This window comes from Pantoea sp. PNT03, assembly GCF_014852515.1.
GTDB classification, from domain to species: domain Bacteria; phylum Pseudomonadota; class Gammaproteobacteria; order Enterobacterales; family Enterobacteriaceae; genus Pantoea; species Pantoea leporis.
In genome coordinates this window covers 670078-690484 of sequence record NZ_JACVBT010000001.1, presented here as the reverse complement: position 1 = coordinate 690484, position 20407 = coordinate 670078, and the positions used below count along the sequence as shown (strand labels likewise).

Annotated in this window: 15 protein-coding genes; 1 reads left to right on the top strand and 14 read right to left on the bottom strand. The window is 55.5% G+C overall.

Features of this window, described 5'->3' with window-relative positions; genetic code table 11:
- Nucleotides 1-326: 326 nt before the first annotated feature.
- Nucleotides 327-4271, top strand: coding sequence for a trifunctional transcriptional regulator/proline dehydrogenase/L-glutamate gamma-semialdehyde dehydrogenase (gene putA, locus IB226_RS03270; protein WP_192233554.1), 3945 nt, complete (start codon nt 327-329; stop codon nt 4269-4271).
- A 70-nt stretch (nt 4272-4341) separates the two neighbouring features.
- Here the strand turns inward: putA and IB226_RS03265 are convergent, their stop codons facing one another.
- From IB226_RS03265 to IB226_RS03200, 14 genes are all read right to left on the bottom strand, one after another.
- Nucleotides 4342-5424, bottom strand: a complete 1083-nt coding sequence (locus IB226_RS03265) for an acyltransferase family protein (RefSeq protein ID WP_101764049.1) — start codon at nt 5422-5424, stop codon at nt 4342-4344.
- Nucleotides 5425-5891: 467 nt separating this feature from the next.
- Nucleotides 5892-6980 (bottom strand): acyltransferase family protein, encoded by a 1089-nt coding sequence (locus tag IB226_RS03260; RefSeq protein WP_192233552.1) that lies wholly within the window; start codon nt 6978-6980, stop codon nt 5892-5894.
- A gap of 236 nt (nt 6981-7216) precedes the next feature.
- A complete protein-coding gene (gene tcyN, locus IB226_RS03255; RefSeq protein WP_064739083.1) occupies nt 7217-7969 on the bottom strand; it encodes an L-cystine ABC transporter ATP-binding protein TcyN in 753 nt (250 codons plus the stop codon).
- Complete coding sequence (gene tcyL / locus IB226_RS03250) at nt 7966-8634, bottom strand: cystine ABC transporter permease (RefSeq protein WP_064739084.1); 669 nt, start codon at nt 8632-8634, stop codon at nt 7966-7968. The genes tcyN and tcyL overlap by 4 nt, the downstream gene beginning before the upstream one ends.
- Nucleotides 8634-9434: a cystine ABC transporter substrate-binding protein gene (tcyJ, locus tag IB226_RS03245; protein WP_101764047.1), complete on the bottom strand. Its 801-nt coding sequence runs from the start codon at nt 9432-9434 to the stop codon at nt 8634-8636. The genes tcyL and tcyJ overlap by 1 nt, the downstream gene beginning before the upstream one ends.
- 105 nt (nt 9435-9539) lie before the next feature.
- Entirely contained in the window at nt 9540-10526 is a 987-nt protein-coding gene (locus IB226_RS03240) for a D-cysteine desulfhydrase (protein WP_192233550.1), read from the bottom strand.
- A 131-nt stretch (nt 10527-10657) separates the two neighbouring features.
- Complete coding sequence (gene fliZ, locus IB226_RS03235) at nt 10658-11161, bottom strand: flagella biosynthesis regulatory protein FliZ (protein ID WP_007891377.1); 504 nt, start codon at nt 11159-11161, stop codon at nt 10658-10660.
- A gap of 51 nt (nt 11162-11212) precedes the next feature.
- Nucleotides 11213-11935 carry an RNA polymerase sigma factor FliA gene (locus IB226_RS03230; RefSeq protein ID WP_007891379.1) on the bottom strand — a complete coding sequence of 241 codons (723 nt, stop codon included), beginning with the start codon at nt 11933-11935 and terminating at the stop codon, nt 11213-11215.
- A 143-nt stretch (nt 11936-12078) separates the two neighbouring features.
- On the bottom strand, nt 12079-13047 hold the full coding sequence (locus IB226_RS03225) for an HNH endonuclease signature motif containing protein (protein ID WP_192233547.1): 969 nt from the start codon (nt 13045-13047) through the stop codon (nt 12079-12081).
- Nucleotides 13048-13258: 211 nt separating this feature from the next.
- On the bottom strand, nt 13259-14650 hold the full coding sequence (gene uhpT, locus IB226_RS03220) for a hexose-6-phosphate:phosphate antiporter (protein WP_192233545.1): 1392 nt from the start codon (nt 14648-14650) through the stop codon (nt 13259-13261).
- A 137-nt stretch (nt 14651-14787) separates the two neighbouring features.
- Nucleotides 14788-16116: an MFS transporter gene (locus IB226_RS03215; protein ID WP_192234502.1), complete on the bottom strand. Its 1329-nt coding sequence runs from the start codon at nt 16114-16116 to the stop codon at nt 14788-14790.
- An 8-nt stretch (nt 16117-16124) separates the two neighbouring features.
- Nucleotides 16125-17621: a signal transduction histidine-protein kinase/phosphatase UhpB gene (gene uhpB, locus IB226_RS03210; protein ID WP_192233543.1), complete on the bottom strand. Its 1497-nt coding sequence runs from the start codon at nt 17619-17621 to the stop codon at nt 16125-16127.
- Nucleotides 17621-18211: a transcriptional regulator UhpA gene (uhpA, locus tag IB226_RS03205; protein ID WP_192233541.1), complete on the bottom strand. Its 591-nt coding sequence runs from the start codon at nt 18209-18211 to the stop codon at nt 17621-17623. The genes uhpB and uhpA overlap by 1 nt, the downstream gene beginning before the upstream one ends.
- 179 nt (nt 18212-18390) lie before the next feature.
- Entirely contained in the window at nt 18391-20133 is a 1743-nt protein-coding gene (locus IB226_RS03200; RefSeq protein WP_192233540.1) for a FliC/FljB family flagellin, read from the bottom strand.
- Between the last annotated feature and the right edge of the window lie 274 nt (nt 20134-20407).

The following is a 20407-nucleotide window of genomic DNA, read 5'->3' as shown; positions in this document are numbered from 1 at the left end:
CTGCCGCAAAGGGTCGGCGCGCACAATGCATTTAACACAGCTGTTACACCGGTTTCACCTTCCTTCGCTTTTTTAATGCCAGCAGGTTGCGCCTGCTCACAGTTTGAGTTGCACCTCATCGGGTTCAGGAACCGTCTTGTTGCTGCCGGTTGCAACATTGGCGAGTTTCTTGCAGCAATTTTCATGCCGCATTTATCGATTTAACACTTTCGGCGGTTCAAAGCGTGCAACCGAGGTCACATTTAACCTGGTTGCACAAAGTTGCAACATAGGTGATATTGCTGCCACGCAAGCGTTGAATCACTACTTTTGAGGACGAGGACATCATGGGAACGACTACCATGGGGGTGAAGCTGGATGAAGCCACCCGCGATCGCATTAAACTGGCGGCGCAGAAGCTTGACCGCACATCACACTGGCTGATCAAGCAGGCCATTTTTAATTATCTGGAGCAGCTGGAAGCCGGTGAATCCGTGCCGGAAATCCCGCAGTTGCTGATTGATGCCGCCGGTGATGAAAGCGTGCCCGACGAGGCGCTGCAACCTTTCCTCGACTTCGCCGAACATATTTTACCGCAGTCAGTCAGCCGCTCAGCTATCACCGCCGCATGGCGTCGTCCGGAAACGGATGCGGTGCCAATGCTGCTGGAACAAGCGCGTCTCCCTGCCCCGCTGGCCGAGAAAACCCATCAGCTGGCTTACAGCCTTGCCGATAAGTTGCGGCACCAGAAAGGTGCAACCGGCCGCGCCGGCATGGTGCAAAGCTTGCTGCAGGAGTTCTCACTCTCCTCGCAGGAAGGCGTGGCGCTGATGTGTCTGGCGGAAGCGCTGCTGCGTATTCCGGATAAGCCGACGCGTGATGCGTTAATCCGCGACAAAATCAGCAATGGCAACTGGCAATCGCATCTTGGCCGCAGCCCGTCGATGTTTGTTAACGCCGCCACCTGGGGCTTGCTGTTTACCGGCCGTCTGGTCTCTACCCATAACGAGGCTAATCTGTCGCGCTCGCTCAATCGCATCATCGGTAAAAGCGGCGAACCGCTGATCCGTAAAGGCGTGGACATGGCGATGCGCCTGATGGGCGAGCAGTTTGTTACGGGTGAAACCATCGCCGAAGCGCTGGCCAATGCGCGCAAACTGGAAGAGAAAGGGTTCCGTTACTCATACGACATGCTGGGCGAAGCGGCGCTGACCGCCAGCGATGCCAAAGCCTATTTGGTTTCTTACCAGCAGGCGATTCACGCCATCGGCAAAGCGTCGAACGGTCGCGGTATTTATGAAGGTCCGGGCATCTCCATCAAACTGTCAGCGCTGCATCCGCGCTACAGCCGCGCGCAGTATGAGCGCGTGATGGACGAACTCTACCCGATCCTCAAATCCCTGACGCTGCTGGCGCGCTCGTATGACATCGGTATTAACATCGATGCGGAAGAAGCCGATCGCCTTGAGCTGTCGCTCGATCTGCTAGAAAAACTTTGCTTTGAACCGGAGCTGGAAGGCTGGAACGGCATCGGCTTTGTGATTCAGGCGTATCAGAAGCGCTGTCCGTTCGTGATTGATTCGCTGATTGATTTGGCGCAGCGCAGCCGTCGCCGTCTGATGATTCGCCTGGTGAAAGGCGCGTATTGGGACAGCGAAATCAAACGCGCGCAGATTGAAGGTCTGGAAGGCTATCCGGTCTATACCCGCAAGGTGTACACCGATATCTCTTATCTGGCATGCGCGCGCAAACTGCTCGCGGTGCCGAACCTGATCTATCCGCAGTTTGCTACCCACAACGCGCACACGCTGGCGGCGATCTACCAGCTGGCGGGCAATAACTATTATCCAGGCCAGTACGAATTCCAGTGCCTGCACGGCATGGGTGAACCGCTGTATGAGCAGGTTGTCGGTAAAGTGGCCGATGGCAAGCTGAACCGACCGTGTCGTATTTATGCGCCGGTCGGTACCCACGAAACGCTGCTGGCGTATCTGGTGCGTCGTCTGCTGGAGAACGGTGCCAATACCTCCTTCGTTAACCGCATCGCTGATAACACCTTGCCGCTGGATGAGCTGGTCGCCGATCCGGTGGCCGCCGTGGAGAAAATGGGCATTGCGGAAGGCGCGATTGGTTTACCGCATCCGAAAATCCCGCTGCCGCGCGATCTGTATGGCGCCAAACGCGCTAACTCCGCCGGTCTGGATATGGCGAATGAACATCGTCTGGCGTCGCTCTCCAGCGCCCTGCTCAACAGCGCTAACCAGCCGTGGATTGCCCAGCCGCTGGTAGAAGGTGAATTGGGCGAAGGCGTCAGCCGCCCGGTGCTTAACCCTTCTGCACCAACAGATGTGGTGGGCAGCGTGCGTGAGGCTACCGAAGCCGAAGTCTCGGCTGCACTGGATGCGGCAGTCAATGCCGGTCCAATCTGGTTCGCGACGCCACCGCAGGAGCGTGCCGCGATTCTGGAGCGTGCCGCCGAAGCGATGGAAGGCCAGATGCAGCAGCTGATTGGCCTGCTGGTGCGTGAAGCCGGTAAAACCTACAACAACGCCATCGCCGAAGTGCGTGAAGCGGTTGATTTCCTCTATTACTACGCTGGCATGGTGCGCGACGATTTCGATAACGAAACCCATCGCCCGCTTGGTCCGGTGGTGTGCATTAGCCCGTGGAACTTCCCGCTGGCGATCTTTACCGGACAAGTTGCCGCAGCGCTGGCGGCGGGTAACAGCGTGCTGGCCAAACCGGCGGAGCAAACGCCGCTGATTGCCGCGCAGGCGGTGCAAATCCTGCTCGATGCCGGCGTACCGGCTGGCGTGTTGCAACTGCTGCCGGGCCAGGGCGAAACCGTGGGTGCGCAACTGACCGGCGACGAGCGCGTGCGCGGTGTGATGTTCACCGGTTCAACCGCGGTGGCGACATTGCTGCAGCGTAATCTGGCTGGTCGTCTCGATCCTCAGGGTCGTCCGACGCCGCTGATTGCCGAAACCGGCGGCATGAACGCGATGATCGTGGATTCCTCAGCGCTCACCGAACAGGTGGTGGTGGATATCGTGGCTTCGGCCTTTGATAGTGCCGGTCAACGCTGCTCGGCGCTGCGTCTGCTGTGCGTGCAGGACGATGTGGCCGAGCACACGCTGAAAATGCTGCGTGGGGCAATGGCCGAGTGCCGCATGGGCAACCCGGAACGTCTCTCGACCGACATTGGTCCAGTGATCGATGCCGAAGCGAAAGCCAATATCGAACGTCACATTCAGGCGCTGCGCAACAAGGGCTTCAACGTCTATCAGGCGGCGCAGGAGAATCCACAGGACAGCAAAGAGTGGAACAGCGGCACCTTTATCAAGCCGACGCTGATCGAACTCGATCAGGTAAGCGATCTGGATAAAGAGGTGTTTGGACCAGTGCTGCACGTGGTGCGTTTCTCGCGCAATAACTTGCCGCAGCTGGTGGAGCAGATTAACGCATCGGGTTACGGCCTGACGCTCGGCGTGCATACGCGCATCGATGAAACCATCGCGCAGGTTACGGCGAGCGCTAAAGTCGGCAACCTGTATGTAAACCGCAATATGGTGGGTGCGGTCGTCGGCGTGCAGCCGTTCGGCGGCGAAGGCTTGTCGGGCACCGGTCCAAAAGCCGGTGGTCCGCTCTATCTCTATCGCCTGCTGGCCAACCGTCCAGATGGCGCGCTGCGTATCACCTTTGATCGTCAGGATGCCGAGCGCCCGGTGGATAGCACGGTGCGTGCCGAGCTGATGCGTGCGCATCAGGCATTGCAGCAGTGGGCGCAGGATAAGCCTGAGCTGCTGGCGCTGTGTCAGCGTTACGACGAGCTGGCGCAGGCCGGTACGGTGCGTCTGCTGCCGGGCCCAACCGGCGAGCGCAATACCTTCACCCTGCTGCCGCGCGAACATGTGCTGTGCATCGCCGATAACGCAGAAGACGCGCTGACGCAACTGGCGGCGGTAACCAGCGTCGGCAGTCAGGCCATCTGGCAGGATGATGAGCTGCATCGTGCGCTGCGTACGTCTTTGCCTGCTGCAGTGCAAGCGCACGTCAAGCTGGTGAAGGATGCGCTGGCGGCGGAGTTTGATGCGGTGATTTATCACGGTGATGCCGATCAGCTGCGCAGCCTGTGTGAGCAGGTCGCGGCACGCGATGGCGCGATTGTCTCGGTGCAGGGCTTCGCGCGCGGCGAAACCAATCTGCTGCTGGAGCGTTTGCTCATTGAGCGTTCACTCAGCGTCAATACCGCCGCTGCGGGCGGTAATGCGAGTTTGATGACCATCGGTTAAGACGCGCAATAAAGTGCGCCGCTACAGTCAGTGCATGATTTGGTAGCGGCGCGATTCATCGCATGAATTTTCAGGCCGCAGACTTATTCCGCTTCAACCCGATCAGCGTTGGAAACACAAACAGCGACTGCCCCAATCCACGATTCGTCACCTGCCACACCGCCACCGAACACAGCGAACAGATGCCAACAATCGCCAGCGGATAGAAACAGGCCCACAGAATGGAGAACCATGCTTGCTCAAACAGGTGATGGCGCTGGGCGAACAGAATCGCCGACATACCGAAGAACTCAATGAAGATGCGGTGAATCACGTAAATTTGCAGCGTGTTGCGCCCAACCCAATTCAAGTAACTCATCTTGAAACGCGCGTTCAACCAGCGACACGCCGCCACGCTACCCAGCACCGCAAGGATGCACAGGAACAGGCTCTTATCCAGACCAAAGATGATATGCAGGCCCGAGACCGCCGCCAATATCGCCCACGGCACAATGTTGTCACGACGCCATTCACTGAGACGCAGCATCATCGGGCTCCAGAACGCCCCCAGCAGGAAGAACAGGAAATACTGCGCTACGCTTTGGGGTCCCCAGTACGGAATGATCTTCTCCACCGCCAGATAGTTGAGCGCAATCGCCACCACCAGCAACGCCACTTTCTGCTGTTTAAAGATCTTGGCGCACAGGAAATAGAGCGCCAGGCCGTAGAGATACCACGAGGTGCTCATGGCGAGGAATGTCAGCTTTAAGAACTCCAGCAGCGAACCGGCATACGCCGCGTTGAGGTTCTGTGAAATACGCTGCCCGGTGATCTCGGTGGAGATGCCAACAATCGACCACCACTGAATAAAGCCCCACAAAATATAGAGATAAAACAGGTTGGTGATGCGACTGGTAAACACCTGTTTCCATGGCCGATTTAAAATACCGTTAGTGGCTAATAAGCCCGAAACAAAGAAAAACGCCGGCATACGCAGCGGCGATAATACGGTATTAAACTGCACCCATATTTCTGCCGGGATCCAACCAGCCGTCAATAATTTCACCGTGCCTTCGAATCCAGGTAATACGGTGTGATACAACACCACCAGTAATATGCAGGCTCCCTTGAGGGTATTTATCCATGCGATATCTTCTTTCCTGGCGTTATTCATATGATGACTCCCGCTGCTGTTGCTGTGTAGGTCTTAAAGAAGAAGGATGAGGAAATAAGCGTTGTAGCATTTATGATTATTAAACGATTATTCAACAGGCAGGGCGGGCATGATGTAGCGAAAGTCCTAAATGTTTTTTTGTGGTCCTGATATAACAATACTTTACACATCCAGACAAAAATAGAACCCTGAGCAGGCTAAGGAAATTTGTCTTAATTTGAGTCACTAAAAGAGGATTAAGTAAAATAAGTGTGATCGTTGTCGCGCAGGGAAATTAAGAACAATCCACCCTTTCTTATGCCAGATTAAATTCAAATTCTAAATGTGGATTTATTTAATGTGCCAAATGGATAAGCAGGAATATTAGCGTTGTGCTAAGCGATTTATTACCGCGCATTCCGTAGCGGCGCGATTTATCGCGCAATGAATTGCGCCGCTACGGAATGTGCGGCGCGTGATCAACAAAGTTATTGCAGCGGTGCGCTTTTGTTTTCGAGCGCAGGTTTGCGCAGCAGGCGCGGATAGAGAAACAGCATGCGGCCCGGACCACGGTTGAGCAGCGTCCACACCAACAACGAAATACTGGTACACAACGCAACGCCGATAATTGGCATCAGTAGCGCCCATGCCCAGCTAAAGACGGTATGGTCAAACCAACCATAATGCACCGCCAGCACAATCGCACTCAGCCCCAGCAGCTCAATAAAGATGCGGTGCAGCACGTAGATTTGCAGCGTGTTACGGCCAATCCAGTTGAGCCACGCCATATTGAAATGTTCATTGAGCAAGCGGCATAGCACAATGCCAAACACGATGGTCAGCAAGCTGTAGAACGGATTTTTATAGATGCCGCCGACATGGTGCAGCAGGCCAATCAGCGCAATGCCGCCCAGCATCAACCAGTGCTGACGCTTCAGTTCGCTCAACTCGATCAACGCCTGGCTGAAGAACACGCCGAGCAGGAAATAGAGATAGTTCTGCGCCACGCTGGCGGGTCCCCAGCCGGGAATCAGGCTAAACTGCGCGGCGTACGTCGCGACAATCGCCAGCGCCATCAGGGCCATCTTCTGTTTGTGGAACAGCTTGGTGAACAGGAAGAATCCGGCCAGCGCGTAGAGATACCACAGGCTGGTCATCGAGGTCATCAGCAGCTTAACGAACTCAAACGGCGTGTCCGCATAGGCGGCGTTTTTAGTGCTGGAGAGCCGCTCCCCGAGGTGGGTGGAGATGTAGTGAATGCTCAGCCACTGAATGACGCCCCACAGCAGGTAGAGATAGACGATGTTGCTGAACTTTTTGGTGAACACCTCTTTCCAGCTCTTTTTGGTGATTGAACTGGCAGCCAGCAAACCGGAGACAAAAAAGAAGGCCGGCATGCGCAGCGGCGACAGATAGGTGTTAAACGCCACCCACCAGTGCGCTGGCAGTAGCCCAGCAGTGAGATGAAGCAGCGAAGGCGCGAACGTGGTGATGATGGAATGGTGTAATACCACCATCAAAATGCAGCCCCCTTTGAGCGTGTTGATCCAGAGGACCTCTTTCCTGGCAGTTGTCATTGCTATGTCCTAATTGCGCCATGAATTTGTAAAGAATTATTTATATTTACAAAGATGTCTCAATCGGGACTTTCCTAATAAGAAACCACCCTAAGTCGCGTAGGATACTGGTGAAATTTAAACGTTGAAATTCAGAAGGTTATTAAAGTCAGGCGAATTGACTTTAGGAAAATACTGAGAAGAAAAATACCGGGAGAGATAAGAAAAGCGTCGCCCTTATCAGGCGACACTGGAGATTATTGGTTAAGAAACTTGTCGAGAAATTGCCGGGTACGCGCCTGTTGAGGATTGCTGAACAGCGCTTTTGCAGCGCCCTGCTCCACGATGCGTCCCTGATCCATAAAGATGGCGCGATCCGCGACGTCACGCGCAAAGCTCATCTCATGGGTGACGATCACCATGGTGCGTTTCTCCTGCGCCAGCGCGCGAATGGTGTTGAGCACCTCGCCCACCAGCTCAGGATCAAGCGCCGAGGTCGGCTCATCGAAAAGAATCACTTCCGGACGCATCGCCAGCGCGCGAGCAATCGCCACACGCTGCTGCTGTCCGCCGGAGAGACGACGTGGAAAACTCTCTTCCTTGCCGTGCAATCCCACTTTCTCAAGCAAACTGCGCGCACGCGCGATGGCTTCCGCCTTCGGCTCGCCCTTCACAATTACCGGCCCTTCAATGATGTTCTCCAGCACCGAGCGATGCGGGAACAGATTGAAGTTCTGGAACACAAAGCCAACCTGCTGACGCAACTGGCGCACCAGCTGCTTCTGCTTGTTGAGGCCGAGCGCCGCATCAATGGCAATATCGCCAACTTTGATACGTCCGCTTTCCGGCACTTCCAGCAGATTGATACTGCGCAGCAGCGTGGTTTTACCGGAGCCGCTTGGCCCGATAATGGCCACCACTTCGCCTGGTGCCACGTCGAGATCGATGCCGTGCAGCACCGTCTGGCCGTGAAACTGCTTCACCAGCTGACGGACTTCAATTGCACTCATTTGCCCTCCCGATCCTGTCGATTTACATGCGCTTCGAGGCGATTTTGCAGCGCCGACAGCACGGTCGCCATCACCCAGTAAATCAGCGAGGCCGCCAGATACATGGTGAACACTTCCAGCGTACGTGAGGTGATCAGCTGCGCCTGACGGAACAGCTCCGGCACCTGAATGGTGGCGGCCAGCGAGGTATCTTTCACCAGGCTGATAAAGCTGTTGCCCAGTGGCGGCAACGCGGTGCGCGCGGCCTGCGGCAGGATCACGCGACGCAGCGTTTGCCACGGCGTCATGCCGATGCTGGCAGCGGCTTCCCACTGCCCGCGCTCAATCGCGGCAATCGCACCACGCAGTGATTCAGAGGCGTAAGCGGCGGTATTCAGCGACAGACCAATCATCGCCGAGGGAATCGGATCCAGCTCGATACCAAACTGCGGCAGACCGTAATAGATCATAAACAGTTGGGCGATGAGCGGCGTGCCACGGAAAATCGACACGTAGATGCGTGCCAGCCAGTTGATCGGCCAGAAGTGTGACAGGCGCATCAGCGCCAGCACGAAGCCGAGTATCAGGCCGAAGAACATCCCGCCGATACTCAGCTGCAGCGTGAACAGCGCGCCTTTCAGTAAAAATGGTGCTGAATCCAGCACCAGTTGTAAGCTTTCCTGCATTATTTAGTGACGTCCGCGCCGAACCATTTTTCAGACAGTTTGCTCAGCGAGCCATCTTTCTGCATGTCCGCGATGGCGGAGTCGATCGCTTTCAGCAGATCGTCGTTGCCTTTACGCAGCGCCACGCCCGATTCCAGACGGGAGAAGGCCGGGCCCGCTACCGCCATGGTGTCGCCGGTTTTCTTCACCAGATCCAGCGCCGCCAGGCGGTCAACCAGAATGGCGTCTAAACGGCCTGAACGCAGGTCCTGATACTTGGTTGGGTCATCATCATAGGTACGCACATCGGCTTTCGGCACATTATCCTTCAGCCACTGTTCGTAGTTGGAACCGAGTCCGACGCCGACTTTCTTGCCGGCCAGATCGTCTGGCTTGGTGACGGTCGCTGCGTTTTTCTTCAGCGTCAGCGCCTGCACGCCAGAAATGGTGTACGGCGTAGAGAAGTCATACTTTTTCTTGCGCTCAGGGGAAATGGTGACCTGATTGATCACCACGTCAATGCGTTTGGAATCCAGCGACGCCAGCATGCCGTCCCATTTGGTCGGACGCAGATCGGCTTTCACGCCAAGGTGTTGAGCCAGCGCCTGCGCGAACTCCACTTCGAAGCCGGTCAACTGGCCTTTTTCATCCTGGAAGCTGAACGGCGGATAAGTGCCTTCCAGACCGACGCGCAGCTCGCCTTTACTCTTTACTTTTGCCAGCAAATCTTCAGCGGCAAAGGATTTAACGTTAACGCCCGCGACCAGCGCGACCGCCATCATGCCCATCACCATTTGGCGACGAATTGGAGAGAAAGTCATGTTTACCCCATTTATTGTGATGTGTTGTTGTGTGCTTTGTCAGGCCGCCCTCGACGGCGACCGTTTGAATAACCGCTGGATTATAAACCGTTTTTACGTTCTGTCTCAGACCGAAGGGTGATAAGCAAATAACGCCGGCGATCCCCCGGTATGCACGAACAGCAATGGACCTTCACGACGGAAGCGATTTTGCGCAATGCCATCAATTAATCCCGCCATCGCTTTGCCGGTGTAGACCGGATCGAGCATGATGCCTTCCAGCCGCGCCAGCAGTTTCACCGCCGCCATGCCCTCATCGTTTGGCTCGCCGTAAAGCGGCGCGAAGTAATCATCCCACAAGGTGATCGGCGCTTTGGCCTGCACTTCCAGCTGCTCTGCCAGCGCGCTGCGAATGCGCTCCACCACCGGCAACTGCGCCTCAACTTTGCGCGACACGGTAACGCCAACTAGCTCGGTTTCGGGCAGCAGCTGTTCCAGACCCACCGCCAGGCCCGCGTGCGTGCCGGCGCTGCCGGAAGCGACCACCACCGCGGCAAAATCCACCACGCCTTCGCTTTGATGCGCAATCTCCTGCGCACACTCAACGTAGCCGAGCGCACCGAGCGCGTTGGAACCGCCAACCGGCACAATATACGGACGAAATCCCTGCGCTTCGAGGTGTTCGGCCTGAGCGGCCAGCTGTTCAGTGGGATTGTGCAGCGCATCAACCATGACGATTTCCACATCCATCAAATCGAGCATGAGGCGATTGCCGTTGCTGAGGTAGTTTTCTGACGCGGTGCCAATCGGGTTTTCCAGCAGCGCCACGCACTTCAGGCCGAGCTTCGCCGCTACCGCTGCGGTTTGACGCACATGGTTAGATTGAATAGCGCCCGCCGTCAGCAGCACATCCGCGCCTTCGCGCAGCGCATCCGCAGCCAGGAATTCGAGTTTACGCAGTTTGTTACCGCCGAGGGCCACCGGCGTGAAGTCATCGCGCTTAATAAAGATATCGCGACCAAGATAGTCAGAAAGCCGGGGCAAATGCTCAAGCGGCGTAGGTGCACCGAGTAATTCAAGACGGGGAAACTGGTGCAGAAGATGTAAGGACAATGCAGCCTCCATTCGGGCAATGTGCAGTTATCCATACAGTGTTGCAGAAGATGAGAAAAGTCGCACCCGGAATTCACCGCGTGCTGCCCTTGTTGCTGTCATGCTCGACAACAACAAGGGTGGGATCACCCTCAGCCCTGCTGCCAGCCTAAAAACTGGTCATATTTTCGCAGTGCGATGCGGTAATTGTTATTGCCCGCATCAGGCAGATCGTTCTCCAGACATTCATGCCAGCTATTGCCCCGTAAACGATCAGCCGGGAAATTTTTCGCCTTCAGCATGTCATCAAGCCGACGCAAACGTACCACATACTCACGTATGGTACTGTGGCTCATCTCGGTCTGCTCAAACAGGTATTGCTTAAACGCCATAATGTCGAAGTAATTCGGATGGGTATTACAAAATATATCGCTGCAGAAACGACACAAGGCGGTCAATTCTGGCTGGAGTTTCATCCACACCTGATCGTCAATCATTTGGTCCATGCGTGCGATAGCCTCTTTATTGATGATCTGGCCGCGAAAGACTAACGCCATACGATCTAAAACTTTGCCACAGTGTGAACAATTGCTTTGGCTGTGCTTATAGTCTTTAAGATAGCGACTTAAAGGTCTGGCTTTAACTTTGGCTCCCATTGCTGAGTCCCCGGTTTTATTGTTTTTTTCGATCGCCAGGAACTGAGTCTGTTAGCGCGCCCCCGATAATCGGGCACGCAGGCGTTTGATCGCCTGACTGTGCAGTTGACTGACGCGGGATTCCCCCACTTCCAGCACCGCGCCAATCTCCTTCAGGTTCAGTTCTTCCTGGTAGTACAGTGTGAGCACGAGTTTTTCACGTTCAGGCAAGGCCTCAATCGCTTCAATCACGCGGTCACGTAGGTTTCCTTCCAACAACTGATGAAGCGGGTTGGCTTCCTCATGCCCCTCCGTCACCAGCTCCGCACTGTCGCCGTGTTCTTCCCGATACTCGTCGTAGGAGAAGAGTTGGCTGTTGTTGGTATCGAGCAGAATCTGCCGATACTCCTCCAGCGAAACATTCAGTCGCTCAGCCACTTCCTGCTCAGTAGCCGAGCGCCCCAACGCTTGTTCTACCTGATGCATGGCACCTGCCACTTCGCGCGCATTTCTGCGTACGCTGCGTGGTGCCCAGTCGCGACTGCGCAGCTCATCCAGCATTGCTCCCCGGATACGCTGCACGGCGTAGGTAGTAAAGGCGGTGCCCTGTAGCGCATCGTAGCGCTCCACGGCATTTAATAAGCCAATGCCACCGGCCTGCAGCAGATCGTCAAGCTCAACGCTGGCTGGCAAACGTACCTGCAGGCGCAGCGCTTCATGCCGCACCAGAGGAACGTAGCGCTGCCAGAGCGAATGTTTATCCATCACGCCATCGGCGGTATAGAGATCGTTCACATTGACTACCCTGCGTTAGTAAAGTTATCGGCATGATTATCCAATTCTGTAGGGGTTTTGATTGGCAGAATAGGCGGGCAAAAGCGAGGTTATTTCAAATTTGTTATGGATGGCGGTGGATCGCACCGCCATCCGCGCGGGCGTTAGCGTAAATTACGCAGTCTTTCCCGCGTGCCAGGCGGCACCGCGTCCCATAATGCGCAAACTTTGCCCTCAAGTGCCTGATAAAAAGGGGTAATCAACGCTTCAGTTTCCAGCACAGGATTAAACAGCACCTGACCGGTTTCCGCGTTGATGCTTATCATTTTGTTGATAAACAGCCGCTGCAGGTCGCTACGCAGGAATAAGCCGTTATCGGCGCTGTTATCCGCCAGAAAGCCCTCTTCGTTCTCTTGCGTGTCGATGTAGCAGGCTTCCACCCACGGCCAGCTGTGACGTTCGGTCAGCTGCGTGCCGGTGATAATGCAGGCGCCGTAGCGCGCTTTTACCGCCGAGGTGAACTCCGCCTGGCTGGAGCGCTGCAGCACTTTAGCTTTCACGCGGCGTCCGACTTCGGTGCCGGGCATCACGCCGCTCGGCACTTTGTATTGCGGCGTGCTCAACACCACCAGAAACTGGATTTTGCGCGACAGCGGGAAGCACGGATGCGCCTGCGCATCGAACAGCTGCCAATACTCATCCTCTTCGGTCTGCCGCATCAGCACCAGCTTAAAGCCCCGGCTGTTGAGCAGATTCTGCGCCGCTGCCGAATTGGGATCGAGCATGGCAAACACCTGGGTTTCGCCGACCACTTTCCAGCGCCCTTCTTTGCGCGCTTCGTCGTTGCGCCGGAAGTAGAGAAACGCCTGCTGGTTTTTCAGGTAATGCTCAAAGCGACGCAGATAATTTTTGCGCTCGTTGTCGTCCGAGACAAACAGCAGATCCTCGATCGGGCTGTTGATCTCCTCCTGCGCGAACAGCGCGCGGATCACCAAATTGCGAAAGCTGGTCGACGGGCTCAGCAACCCGCGTGCGGTAAGCTCTTTCTCGTCGGGATGCTGCTGCGTGTAGCGCAGGGCAATCTCTTCGAAGGTCAGTAGCTCACCCGGTAACAAGTCATAATTGAAGCGCATAGACACCCCAGAAACGGAAAAATGTGGTTCAAAAATTGGAATGATTCTGAGGAGAGTTATCGGCAATCTGGGCGAGGACTGTAACAAGGTGGTTACTTTTCTGAGGAAGTAGTGCAGCAGCTAAAATCGTCCATTCCCCTGCGTATGAATTTGTTTTAGGTCAGCAGGATTTATCGCCCGAAAAAGCCCCGGTGAAAACCGGGGCTAGACATCATGCTGCTTTCAACCGTTGCAGACGCTTTTCACGGCGAATCTTACGCTCTTCAAATACCGCCACCATCGCCATTAAGGCTATACAGCCAATCGCGGCGGCATCCAGCGCCGCAAAGGTCCCGGCCCAACCGGTTAAGCCAAAGATGGGCGTGCCATCGGCGATCATTCCCAAGCCTAACTTGGCGAAGCTGTCACCAATCAGGTAAGCAAAGGTGCCTTTGATGCCATCGGCGGCACCAATGGCTTTTTTTGGCACAAAGCCAACGGCGGCAACGCCAATTAACAGCTGCGGACCAAACACCAGGAAGCCCAGAGCAAACAGCGACACCAGATAAACATACTGATTGCTAGCATGTTGATAGATACCAAGCGTGGCGATAATCAACGCCAGCGCCACGCATGCCACCAGCGCACGACGACCATTCGCCAGATCCGACAACCAGCCCCACAGCAGCGTGCCGACTAACGCACCGACTTCAAACAGCGTGAAGCCCTGAATCGCCACCTCCTTCGACAGTTTTAATTCCTGGAAGGCATACACCGTCGACCACTGATCGATACCAATGCGCACCACGTACAGGAAGATGTTGGCGAAGCACAGCAGCCAAATCACTTTGTTTTTCAGCACGTACTCGACAAAGATCTGCCATTTGGTCATCGCCTGATCTTCGGTCTCTTTGTCCTCTTCACTGATCTCTTCGCCAAACAGTTCCTCGGCTTTACCCAGACCGTAAGATTCGGGTGAATCGCTGCCGTAGCGCAGACCGATAAAACCGACCACCAGGGCGATCAGTGACGGGAACACAAACATGCCGACCACGTGCCCATCGAACAGGTAATTGGCACCAAACAGCGCCACACCTGCCGCACCTGCGCCGCCCAGGTTGTGCGAAATATTCCACATCCCCAGATAGCTGCCGCGTTTACGCCGCGGCGTCCATTTGGTGATGGTGGAGTAGCTACAGGATCCGCCGGTACTTTGGAAGAAGCCGCTCAGCGCATAAAACGCGATCATCAGGAACAAACTCACCGAGCCCGCGCCCATGCTGGCGCTGAAGCCCAGCATGCAGATGGCCGAGAGGATCAGCATAAACGGCAGGAACTGCTTAGTATTTTTCCCATCGGCGTAATAGGAGACCAGCGTTTTACCGACGCCGTACGTAATGGAGAAGCCGAGCCCAATCATACCCAACTGGGTCATGCTGAGTCCGTAGGTGGTGATCATGTCGTTCTGCGCAATGTTGAAGTTTTTGCGGATCAGGTACATGGTCAGGTAGCCGATAAAGACCACCAGATAGGACTGCATAAAGGGTTTGAACCACATCTTGCGCCGCTCTTCGAGCGACAGATTCAGGGTCGGCTTGCGCACCTGATTTAAGAAAGCCAGCATGGAGTGCTCCTGATTAATGACCTGCGTGATGGCAGGCATTGTAAAAATCAGCAGCGGTTTCGGCCTGAGACAACTGCCCGGCGCAACCGGGAAAATTTCTTAGTTTTGTCGATGTAAGGATAAAAAGCGGGGATGCATCACACTTCCTCGCGCTGGCGCGGTGTTTGAGCATGCAGGAATGGCAACAGCAGCAAGGCCGAAATGCCCGCCGCGCAGGCGATGACCGCAAAGAAACCGTTCCAGTGCCAGACATCGATCACCCGCGCCAGCGGCCAGCCGGAGAGCGATGCGCCCAGATAGGCAAACAGGCCAACAAATCCGGTCGCCGCGCCCGCCGCGTCTTTATGCGAACATTCCGCCGCCGCCATGCCAATCAACATCTGCGGCCCGAAGACAAAAAAGCCGATGGTAAAGAAACACGCAGCCTGCATCACGTAGCTGGCAAACGGCATCAGCCACAGCGATCCCACTGACAGCAAAATGCCGGCGGCAAAGATCAGGTTCATCGGGCCACGATTGCCGTTGAACAATTTATCCGATCCCCATCCCGCCACTAACGCACCGCCGAAGCCACCGAGTTCAAACATGGTCACCGCCGAGTTGGCCGTCACCAGATTCACGCCCAGCGTCTCGGACATATAGAGATTGCCCCAGTCGTTAATCGCGGCACGCACCACGTAAACCAGCACGTAACACAGCGACAGCAGCCAGATGTAAGGGTTGAGCAGCACATATTTAGCGAGGATCTGTTTGTGACTCAGCCCCGCGCCCTCTTGCTGCTGAGCAATCTCCAGCGCATCGTGGCGCCAGTCACCGACCGGCGGTAAACCCACGGTTTGCGGACGATCGCGCAGGCGCCAGCAGAGAAAAATACCAGCGACGATCGCCAGTCCGCCTGCAATCATCATGCCGGCGCGCCAGCCATAGTGCAGCGCGGCGGCCCCGACGATCATCGGGATCAGCGCACCGCCAACGTTTTGTGCTGTGTTCCACAACGCCCACCAGCCGCCGCGTTCGGTGCGTGAAAACCAGCTGGTCAGCAGACGCGCACAGACCGGCGATCCCCATCCCTGGAAAAAGGCATTTAACACCCACAACACGGCGAAAGCCCACAGCGACGTGGAGAAGCCAAACAGAATATTCACCACGCCTGTCGCTATCAGCCCGATGCCCATGAAGTAGCGCGCGTTAGAGCGGTCGCTGACGATGCCAGAGAAAAACTTCGACAGGCCGTAAGTGATGTAAAACAGCGTCGCCAGCAGGCCGATGTCGGTGCGCGTCATCACGCCCGCCGCCAGAATTTCCGGCGATGCGGCGTTGAAGCTTTTACGGGTGAAATAGAACAGCGCATAGCCGAGCCAGATGGTGATCATGATATGGCGACGCCAGTAGCGATAGCGCGCATCAATGGTCGCTTTATCGCTGATCGGCTGCGCGCTGGCGGGCACTTTGAGAAATCTGAACATCATATTGGTTATCCCTTGCGCAGCGGTAACGTGACGCTAACGCGCGTGCCGTGGGTGCAGGAGATCCCCAGCGAGCCGCCGAGTGCCGTCACGCGTTCGCGCATGCCGGCAAGGCCAAAACCGTGCTGCGGGGAACCCAGCGGTAAGCCGCAGCCGTCGTCTTCAATCACCAGCTGCAACCGCTCGTCCTGCAATGTGCCTTGCAGCGTCACCGCACGGGCGCTGGCGTGTTTCACCACGTTATTGAGTCCTTCCTGACAAACGCGAAACAGCGTGACGCGCTGCGCTTCACTCAGTCGCGCTTCGTCGATGTGCCAGTCGAGATGGCTGATAATGCCGTGCCCTTCCAGCTCCATTTCCCGCATCAGCGAACGGATTGCCTGCTCGAGCGAAAGATCGTCCAACTGGCGCGGACGCAAGCGCCCCAGCAAACGGCGCACCGAATCGTAAATGCCCAGCGATAGCTGCTCAATCAACATGCCGCTCTGCTTGACGCCACTTTCCGGGCTGATGCGCTGCATGATCCCGGCCTGGGTGCGAATCGCGGTGATGGTCTGGCCGATATCATCGTGCAGCTCGCGCGCCACTTCGCGTCTGACGCTCTCTTCGGTCTCCAGCAGGCGCTCCGTCAGACGGCGATTGCGCACCAATTCGGTTTGCAGCGACTGATTGAGTTCACGTAAACGCTGAATACCCGCGCCGAGCAGCAGCCCGGTCAGGCTTTGCGCCAGCAGGGAGAGCAGCAGATCGACCGCGTGATCGTGCCAGGTCTGGCTGGCGATCAGCGCGATGGCGTTCATCAGTGTGGCGATCAGCGCGCCCTGCCAGCCGTAATGCCACGCCAGCGCAATAATCGGCAATGCCAGACAAAACGGCGTGAAGCGCGACAGCTCTGCAGGCAGCCCAAGCTGCAACCACAAACTGACCATAAACAGCAGCACATAACCAAACAGATGGCGCACGCGCCAGTTGACCGGCTGACCGACCAGCGAAGGGCCAAGCGGCTGCCAGCGCGTGCTGGTGAGGTAATGCCAGATCACCAAACAGGTTGGTGCCACGGTCAGCGCGCCGGTGAGTGTGAGCAGCACCGCATTCAGCGCGGCGGGTTCTGCGATCCACGGCAACGCCTGCAGCAGCGCCGCGCACACCATCGCACCGCCCTGCCACAGCAAGGTGTGCCAGTCGCGTTGATGACGATAACGGGAGATCAGCGCCACCGGCAGCAGCGTCAGCACGCTGCCCAGCATCAGCAGCGGCAGATGCGCCAGCGCCACTTCACGTGACAGCCAATAAAGCAGCAACCACTCGGCACCGAGCAGCACCGGCCAGTAGGCGCGCGGGCACTGCAACATCAGTCCAAGGCGCAGGCCAAAGGGAAACAGCAACACCGCCAGCTCAGGACGATCCGCCAGATGCAGGCTGATGCTCCACAGGCAAAACCACGCGGCAGAGAAGATACAAAAACTGGCGATGACGGCAATCAGCCGCGAAAAGAGTGGCTGCATTACCAGCCATCAAACATGCGGCGCGCCAGTTCAACGTCGTTACTGACGTTGAGCTTTTCCAGCAAATTGGCGCGATGAACGTGAACGGTTTTCGGCGACAGTCCCAGTTCGGCCGCGATCTCTTTTACCGCTAAACCTTGCGCCAGTTTTTCCGCCACCTGGCGTTCGCGTTTGGTGAGCGGGTCCTGACGTCCGGAGGCGAGCTTCATAGCAATATCGGGCGTCAGATAGCAGCCGCCTTTGGCCACGGTATGCACCGCGGCGATCAGTTCATCCGGGCTGCAACGTTTAGAGAGGAATCCACGCGCGCCCGCATTCAACGCCTGCTCCACCAGCGCCGGACTGTCGTGCACCGATAGCATGATGGTCGCCATGCCTTTCGGCAGTTGGCTCAATAACTCGAGCCCGGAAATATCCGGCATTGAGATATCGCAGATGCACACCTGCACGCCACGCCCCGGCAGCATATTGAGCGCTTCCCGCCCGGAACCGCATTCGGCAACAACCTGGAAATCCGGTTCCAGCCCCAGCAATTGGGCAAAACCCGAACGGACGATCATATGGTCGTCGATGAGCGCGATGGTGGTCATGAGGTTTCCTGGCGGTGAAAAAACGCGCTTACCTTAGCGATAAGCGGGGGAAGCTTCAAGGGGATTGGGTGGGTTTGGGTCACGTAATTTGTTGCGCCTGCAAATATGCATATTATGAATATGCAGGTATAAAAAAACCCCGCCGAAGCGGGGTTTGATAAGCAAAGAGCTTAGAGCGATTAGCCCTGCAGCAGAGACAGAACCTGCTGTGGAACCTGGTTAGCTTTCGCCAACACTGAGTTACCCGCCTGCTGGATGATCTGTGCTTTAGACATGTTTGAAACTTCAACCGCGTAGTCAGCATCCTGAATACGAGACTGTGCTTCAGACAGGTTAGTCGTGGTGTTGTTCAGGTTAGTTACCGCTGAATCCAGACGGTTCTGAATCGCACCCAGGCTTGAACGGAACTTATCGATGCTGCTGATAGCATCGTCCAGCGCTTTCAGTGGATCTGCAGTGGTAGCTGCAGTGGTTGCTGCATCAGTGGTGAATTTACCCGCTGCGTCTTTAAATACTGCTTTACCTGAACCGTTAGTTACCGAACCGTCTTTCTGCAAGAACAGGCTGGTTTGATTGCTGGTTGTCAGTGAACCATCAGTATTGGTATATGCAGCTGCAAAGGTCGTGCCGTCGGTGGTAGTTTGAACACTTCCATCCGCAGCAACCTTGATATCACCTGCGCCAGCACCAGCAGTACCATCAGCATCAATGGTGAATGCAGTACCTTTAGCAGCTGATTGCAGAGCAGCAGAGCTCATTTTAACATCAGTCAAGGTAACGGCACCTGCAGTTGTACCGGTATCAGCACTACCTGCAAAATTGATTTTAGTGTTGTCAGCGGTAGTGATTTCTACACCAACAGCAGCAGTACCATTGTTGTTCTTAGTTAAACCATCCATCGTAGCCAAGTTAGCACTAGTCAGGCCAGCGCTGTTCTGGGTCAGGTTACCTGTTGAATCGATGTAGAGAGCAGAACCATCTTTAGCAGTGATTTTGCCATCGCTTGCCAAGTTAACATCAACCGAAGTTGAACCAATTTTCACGCTCAGAGCGGCAGTATCACCTGCTTTCGGCGTCAGGAATGATTGCACCTGCGCGGCAGTAGTGTTTTCACCCGCAGCAACGTCAAAGGTATAGTTGCCCGACGTCTTGTCCAAGGTGTAGGTACGATCAGATGCTGCAGCTGCTGCATCGCCAAAACCATTAGCAATTTTAGCGGTAACTTTAGCGCCATCAGACAGGCTGGCGAAGGCATCAGCAGAAGTAGTGGCTTTCAGGCCAGCACTCACAGTATAAGTGCTAACACCGTTAGCATCTGGAGTTGGTGCAGCGCCAATCTGGGCAGCAGTTAAATCAGCTTTAGTTGCCGCAGTATTCGCTACTGAACCAGAACCGTTTACGTTGAAGCCAGTCAGGCCCAAAGTAGAAGAGTCGATTTTTTTCAGGTCAATAGTGATAGTTTCACCGTCGTTAGAACCAACCTGAATTTTCATTGAGCCGTCTTTCGCCAGCACGTTCACGCCGTTGAAAGTTGTTTGGCCAGATACGCGGTCAATTTCGTCCAGACGTGATTTGATTTCGTCCTGAATTGAGTCCAGGTCAGACTGGCTGTTGGTGCCGTTCTGAGACTGTACAGTCAGTTCACGTACACGCTGTAAGTTGTTGTTGATTTCTGACAGTGCGCCTTCAGTGGTCTGCGCTGCAGAGATACCGTCGTTAGCATTACGCGCTGCCTGAGTCAGGCCGTTGATGTTTGACTGGAAGCGGTTAGCAATTGCCTGGCCCGCTGCGTCATCTTTAGCGCTGTTAATACGAAGACCAGAAGACAGACGCTCGATTGAAGAAGACAGAGCAGACTGGTTCTTGTTGATGTTGTTCTGAGTGATCAGCGAGAGGCTGTTGGTATTAATGACTTGGGCCATGATAATTTTCCTGTTAATCAAGTCTTTCGGTTAAGGTGTGGGCTTCAACCCGCCGGCTTCAGCGCCGTCAATGTTGTTATCGTCTGCCCTTAAACAACCTTTAGAATTTTTTTAGGACCAGGTGAAAATTTTTCCCTTCAACCTGTCACGCTTATGGTTATCGCCACCCTGCCGCACTTCTTTAGACTTAATTAACGAATTTTCTAGCTGTCGAAATACCCTTCTATATAGGCCTTATTTACCTCATTACACTAAGGCAAATAATTCTAAACTT